This window comes from Tahibacter caeni, from assembly GCF_024609805.1.
GTDB lineage: Bacteria > Pseudomonadota > Gammaproteobacteria > Xanthomonadales > Rhodanobacteraceae > Tahibacter > Tahibacter caeni.
Genome location: NZ_JANFVR010000300.1, coordinates 1 through 5869, shown reverse-complemented (window position 1 = coordinate 5869; position 5869 = coordinate 1). Strand labels below are relative to the sequence as shown.

Below are 5869 nucleotides of genomic sequence, written 5' to 3'. Positions count from 1 at the left end.
TGCGGCGGGCGCCACCGCGCCGGCTGTGGCCGGGACGGGCTCGCCGCGCAGGCGCGCCGGCACGTCGGGCCACAGGCGCGTGACGATGAAGGCGATGGCGAGACCGAGGGTGGCGAATTGCAGCACGAAGGCGAGCGCGCGGAACGCGGGTTTCATGTCTTGTCCAAGGAAGGCGCGGGCGCGTTGCAACGGGCCGCAGCGGGCGGCAGGTTTGATTGTGCGCTGCCGGTTCAGTCGTTAAACTAACACGATTTTTGGGGCCAGCCGTCACGCGGGCCGGTGATCCGGCAGCAGGCTTCGTCTTCAGCGGCACGCAGCGACGGTCGGCGCGGAAACGCTTCCGCGGCCACGGCGATTGCGGCGGGCCGGTGCAGCCGGGCGCGACGACCCCGAACGTATTCCCAAGTATTGAACCGGAGACCCGGATGGCGAACGAAGGCGTCAATCATGGCCGCCGTCGGTTCCTCACGGCCACGACTGCAGTCGTCGGCGGTGCAGGTGCCCTCGCAGCGGCAGTGCCATTCATCAAGACCTGGTTGCCGAGTGCGAAGGCGAAGTCCGCCGGCGCGCCCGTGCAGCAGGACATCAGCAAGATCGAAGTCGGCCAGATGGTCATCGCCGAATGGCGCGGCCAGCCGATCTGGATCGTGCGCCGTTCGCCCGAGCAGGTCGCGGCGCTGGCCTCGCTGAATTCGCGTCTGCGTGATCCGGAGTCCAAGAACACGGACCAGCAGCCGAAGTACGCGCAGAACCTGTACCGCTCGATCAAGGAAGAGTGGCTGGTCATGATCGGCGTCTGCACCCATCTGGGCTGCTCGCCGAAGTTCCACGGTGAGATCAAGCCCGAGCCGTTCGACGCGGAGTGGAAGGGCGGCTTCTTCTGCCCCTGCCACAAGTCGCGTTTCGACATGGCCGGCCGCGTGTTCCAGGGCGTGCCCGCGCCGACCAACCTCAAGGTGCCGGACTACCACTTCGCCGACGACAAGACGCTGGTCATCGGCGTCAAGCCGGAAGGAGCCGCGTAATGGCCACGTCCCGCATCCAACGCGCCGTCTCCGGCCTGCAGGAGTGGTTCAACTACCGCGCCGCGGCGTTCGGTCCCATGTACCGCAAGCACATGTCGGAATACTGGGCGCCGAAGAACTTCAACCTCTGGTACTACTTCGGTTCGCTCGCGCTGCTCGTCCTGGTCAACCAGATCGTCACGGGCATCTTCCTGACCATGCACTTCAAGCCCAGCGCGGCCGATTTCGCGCCGGGCATCTCGCAGGCGTTCGCGTCGGTCGAGCTGACCATCATGCGCGACGTGGAGTGGGGCTGGCTGATCCGCTACATGCATTCCACCGGCGCGTCGGCGTTCTTCATCGTCGTCTACCTGCACATGTTCCGCGGCCTGCTGTACGGCTCGGCGCAGAAGCCGCGCGAGCTCGTCTGGCTGCTCGGCATGCTGATCTACCTCGTGCTGATGGCCGAAGCCTTCATGGGCTACGTGCTGCCCTGGGGCCAGATGTCGTTCTGGGGCGCCAAGGTCATCATCTCGCTGTTCGGCGCGATCCCGATGGTCGGCGACTCGCTCGTCGAATGGATCATGGGCGACTACCTGCCGGCCGACGCGACCCTGAACCGCTTCTTCGCGCTGCACGTCGTCGCGCTGCCGCTCGTGCTGCTGCTGCTGGTCGTGCTGCACCTGGCTGCGTTGCACGAAGTCGGGTCCAACAATCCCGAAGGCATCGACATCAAGAAGAAAAAAGATGCGAACGGCAAGCCGCTCGACGGCATCGCGTTCCATCCGTACTACACGGTCAAGGACCTGTTCGGCGTCGGCTTCTTCCTGACGATCTGCGCGTTCGTGATCTTCTTCGAGCCGACCGTCAACGGCTGGTTCCTCGAGCACGACAACTTCATCGCGGCCGACAGGCTCGTGACGCCGGCGCACATCAAGCCGGTGTGGTACTACACGCCGTACTACGCGATGTTGCGCGTGGTTCCCGACAAGCTGTTCGGCGTGCTGACCATGTTCGCGGCGATCGCGATCCTGTTCCTCGTGCCGTGGCTGGACCGCAGCCCGGTCAAGTCCTACCGCTACCGCGGCTGGATCTCCAAGGTCGCGCTGGCCCTGTTCGCGTTCTCGTTCATCTGGCTCGGCAAGATCGGCGCCGGTCCGGGCACCGACCCGGTCGAGACCATCGTCGGCCGCGTGCTGACCTTCATCTACTTCGCGTTCTTCATCACCATGCCGCTATGGACGAAGAGCGATTCCACCAAGCCTGTTCCGGAGCGGGTGCCCGCGCATGATTAAGAACGCCATGACCAAGCTGGGTCTTTCGCTGGCCGTCGCGTTGACCTCGATCGCGCCGGCCGCCCTGGCCAACAGCGGCGGCGGGATGCCGCCGGCCAACACGCGTCCCGACAACATCGCGCAGGTGCAGCGCGGCGCCAAGCTGTTCTTCAACTACTGCGTCGGCTGCCATTCGCTGCAGTTCGTGCGCTATTCGCGCCTGGCCGACGACCTCGGCCTCAGCGAGGATCAGGTCATGCAGAACCTGAACTTCACGGGCGCGAAGTTCGGCGACACGGTCGTCTCGTCGATGCCGGCGGCCGATGCGGCCGTGTGGTTCGGCAAGGCGCCGCCGGACCTGTCGCTGGAAGGCCGCTCCAAGGGGCCGGACTGGGTCTACAACTACCTGAAGTCGTTCTACGTCGACCACTCGCGCCCGCTGGGCTGGAACAATGTCGTGTTCCCGGGCGCCTCGATGCCGAACGTGCTCTGGGAGATGCAGGGCAGCCAGCACGCGACGTTCGAACCCAAGCAGAAGAAGCAGGAAAAGTGCTCCGGCACGCCGGCCGAGGGTTGCAACAACGGCGTGCGCGAAGTCGAGGTCTGCGCCGAAGGCAAGACCGAGATCGACGGCAAGTGCCTCGTGCATCTCGAAGTCGCGGCCGCCGGCACGCAGAACGCGCAGCAGTTCGACGAGACGGTGCGCGACCTGACGGCGTTCCTGCAGTACGCCGCCGAGCCCGCCGCACTGCAGCGCCAGAAGCTCGGCGCCTGGGTCGTGCTCTACCTCGCGTTCTTCACGTTCCTGGCCTGGCTCCTGAAGAAGGAGTACTGGAAGGACGTGCACTGAGGTCGTGCCCGGCGCGGCGGCAGGCTGCCGCGCCGGGCTTTCTCCGCGCGCTTCCCGGCATTGCCGGCGACTACCGCCCTCGGCGGGCCTGAAGCCCGCCGGTCGGTGCCCTCGCCGCGGCGGTCGTCTACCGGCATCCGCCGGTTTGCCGGCAGTCGGCCGGTCCGGTTTTCTCCGGCTAGGCGAACGCCTGGGCGCGTAGTAGATTCGGCGCAGGCGACCGGGGACGGTCGCCGCACCGTGTCAGGGGAGAGGCATGGCCTTGAGCACCCGTTCGCGCACGATCCTCACGCTGTATTCGGCCCGCGATTGCGTTCACTGCCATCGCATACGCCTGATCCTCGCTGCCAAGGGCGTCAGCTACGATCTGGTGACGGTCGATCCGGCCAAGCCGCCCGAGGATCTGATCGATCTGAACCCGACGCAGAGCCTGCCGACGCTGGTCGATCGCGAACTCGTGCTCTACAACACGACCGTCGTCGCCGAATACCTCGACGAGCGCTACCCGCATCCGCCGCTGATGCCGATCGATCCGCTGTCGCGGGCGCGCCTGCGACTGGCCATCGTGCGCATGGAACAGGACTGGCTGCCGCTCGTGGAGCAGTGCGCGGGCAGCGGCAAGAGCTCGGAGGCCGCGCGCAAGCGTCTGCGTGAGGCGTTGATCGCTGCGCTGCCGCTGTTCAAGGCGGCGAAGTTCTTCCTGAATCCCGAACTGAGCCTCGCCGACTGCGCTTTGGCGCCGTTGATCTGGCGCCTGCAGAGCCTCGGCGTCAGCCTGCCGCGCGAGGCGCAGGCCATACACGACTACGGCGAACGCATCTTCCGCAATCCCGGCTTCACCCGCAGCCTGACCCCAGACGAGAAATTGTTGCGTGACTGACAACGACGCCGGCGCGACCGGCATGAGCTCGAACCGGCCCTATCTCGTACGCGCGATCCACGAATGGATCAGCGACAACAACCTCACGCCGTATCTGCTCGTCGATGCGGCCTGGCCCGGCGTGGTGGTTCCGCCCCAGGCGGCCAAGGACGGTCGCGTCGTGCTGAACATCGCGCCGCGCGCGGTCGCCGGCCTCGAGCTCGGCAAGGACTGGATCCGCTTCAACGCGCGCTTCGGCGGCGTGAGCCATCGCGTCGAGGTGCCGGTCGGCGCCGTGCTCGCGATCTACGCCCAGGAAAACGGCCAGGGCATGATGTTCCCGGCCGAAGATGCGCCGCCATCGCCGCCGCCGACCACGGCCGGCAGCGACAGCGAGGCACCGGCCAAGAAAGGCGGCCACCTGCGCGTCATCAAGTGAGCGGCGGCGTGTTCCGGCGCAAGGATTCGGGGATTGCGACGAGGGTCAGTGCAGCCGGGCGAGCTCGGCCAGCGCCGGATCGTCGGCGCGCAGCGGCAGGCTGAAATTCTCGAGCCGGTCGCCGTCGAACTGCAGGCTGCCCGGATGGCGGTTAGAGCCGTCGGTGCTGACTTCGAAGCTGTAATGACGACGTACGGCGAGCCGGCCCGAGCCCGACCGCACGAGAGCGAGCCGGCGCAGGCTGACGGACTGGTCCAGCAGCTGCACGCCGGCCTGGGCACAGAGCCGGCGGCTGGCGTGGACGGCGCGGTCGCGGGCACGCAGCGCCGACTGCCAGAGCAAGGCGGAACCGCCGACGAGGACGAGTAGCAGCATGGCTTCGATCATCGCGCCAGTGTGGAGCCGGGTCCGGGGAATCTCAACACGCGGATGTCGCCCGGATCGCCATCGCGATGCGCAGCAGGACACGTCCACGCGGGGGTGACAGTCCTTACAATGGCGCCTCGACTGGATTCGCCACGTACAGGGGAGTGCGAAGACCCGTGATCGAAATACCCGGCTATCAGATCAAGCGCGAGATCGGCCAGGGCGGCATGGCCAGCGTCCATCTCGCCGTGCAGACCTCGCTGGAGCGCCAGGTCGCGCTCAAAGTCATGTCGCCGGCGCTGGCGGCCGACCCGACCTTCACGCGGCGCTTCCTGCAGGAAGCACGCACCCTGGCCTCGCTGGCCCATGCCAACATCGTGCAGGTGTTCGATGTCGGCGTGACGCCGAACCAGCTGCATTATTTCTCGATGCAGTACCTGCCCGGCGGCGACTTCGTGGCGCGCGTGCAGCGCGGCCTCGACGAAAGCGAGCTCAAGCGCGTGCTGACCGGCGTGGCCCGGGCGCTGGCCTACGCCCACGAGCGCGGCTACGTGCATCGGGACGTGGCGCCCGGCAATATCCTGTTCGACTCGGCCGACAATCCGGTGCTGACCGATTTCGGCATCGCGCTCGCGGCCAGCCAGGCGACGCGCATCACGAGCACCGGCTTCTCGGTCGGCACCAGCCATTACATGAGCCCGGAACAGGCGCGCGGCGGCGACATCGACGCGCGGTCGGACCTCTACAGCCTCGGCGTGCTCGCCTGGTACGGCCTGACCGGCAAGCCGCCCTACGACGGCGCCGACGGTTTCGCCGTCGCCTATGCCCATGTATTCGAGGCGATTCCGCGCCTGCCTGCCGCGCAGGCCCACTGGCAGGAACTCATCGACCGCTGCCTGGCCAAGGATCCCAAGGACCGCTACGTCGACGCGGCCCAGGTGCTCACGGCCATCGAGGCCGTGCCGGTGTCGCTGCGCCGGAACGGCGATGCGACCGAACCGGTCGCCGCCGCCAAGCCCGCGGCCGCGACCGTCGCGATCGCGCGGCCCGAAGCGGCCAAGCCGGAGATCGGAAGAG

General features: G+C 67.2%; 7 protein-coding genes. 6 read left to right on the top strand and 1 reads right to left on the bottom strand.

The window, feature by feature from the left end; genetic code table 11:
- Positions 1–425 precede the first annotated feature (425 nt).
- The 5 genes from petA to NON22_RS19205 all read left to right on the top strand — a co-directional run bounded on the left by petA (position 426) and on the right by NON22_RS19205 (position 4426).
- The gene (petA, locus tag NON22_RS19225; RefSeq protein WP_257388579.1) at positions 426–1025 is read left to right on the top strand and encodes a ubiquinol-cytochrome c reductase iron-sulfur subunit; all 600 of its coding nucleotides are present in this window, start codon (positions 426–428) and stop codon (positions 1023–1025) included.
- The gene (locus NON22_RS19220) at positions 1025–2299 is read left to right on the top strand and encodes a cytochrome b (RefSeq protein ID WP_425508006.1); all 1275 of its coding nucleotides are present in this window, start codon (positions 1025–1027) and stop codon (positions 2297–2299) included. The genes petA and NON22_RS19220 overlap by 1 nt, the downstream gene beginning before the upstream one ends.
- Entirely contained in the window at positions 2295–3128 is an 834-nt protein-coding gene (locus NON22_RS19215; RefSeq protein WP_425508007.1) for a cytochrome c1, read from the top strand. The genes NON22_RS19220 and NON22_RS19215 overlap by 5 nt, the downstream gene beginning before the upstream one ends.
- Before the next feature lie 256 nt (positions 3129–3384).
- Positions 3385–4008 (top strand): glutathione S-transferase N-terminal domain-containing protein, encoded by a 624-nt coding sequence (locus tag NON22_RS19210; protein WP_257388578.1) that lies wholly within the window; start codon positions 3385–3387, stop codon positions 4006–4008.
- 22 nt (positions 4009–4030) lie between these two features.
- Complete coding sequence (locus tag NON22_RS19205; RefSeq protein WP_257388580.1) at positions 4031–4426, top strand: ClpXP protease specificity-enhancing factor; 396 nt, start codon at positions 4031–4033, stop codon at positions 4424–4426.
- A 45-nt stretch (positions 4427–4471) separates the two neighbouring features.
- Here NON22_RS19205 and NON22_RS19200 read toward each other — a convergent pair whose 3' ends face one another.
- Positions 4472–4801 carry a DUF3301 domain-containing protein gene (locus NON22_RS19200; RefSeq protein WP_257388577.1) on the bottom strand — a complete coding sequence of 110 codons (330 nt, stop codon included), beginning with the start codon at positions 4799–4801 and terminating at the stop codon, positions 4472–4474.
- Between the two features lie 167 nt (positions 4802–4968).
- Between NON22_RS19200 and NON22_RS19195 the strand changes: the two genes are divergently transcribed.
- A partial coding sequence (locus tag NON22_RS19195; protein ID WP_257388576.1) for a serine/threonine-protein kinase occupies positions 4969–5869 on the top strand: 901 nt, incomplete at its 3' end.

Bases quoted from the DNA above. Each gene is read 5' to 3' on its own strand.
- petA (WP_257388579.1), top strand. From the start codon at position 426: ATGGCGAACGAAGGCGTCAATCATGGCCGCCGTCGGTTCCTCACGGCC.
- NON22_RS19200 (WP_257388577.1), bottom strand. From the start codon at position 4,801: ATGCTGCTACTCGTCCTCGTCGGCGGTTCCGCCTTGCTCTGGCAGTCG.
- NON22_RS19210 (WP_257388578.1), top strand. From the start codon at position 3,385: ATGGCCTTGAGCACCCGTTCGCGCACGATCCTCACGCTGTATTCGGCC.
- NON22_RS19205 (WP_257388580.1), top strand. From the start codon at position 4,031: ATGAGCTCGAACCGGCCCTATCTCGTACGCGCGATCCACGAATGGATC.
- NON22_RS19220 (WP_425508006.1), top strand. From the start codon at position 1,025: ATGGCCACGTCCCGCATCCAACGCGCCGTCTCCGGCCTGCAGGAGTGG.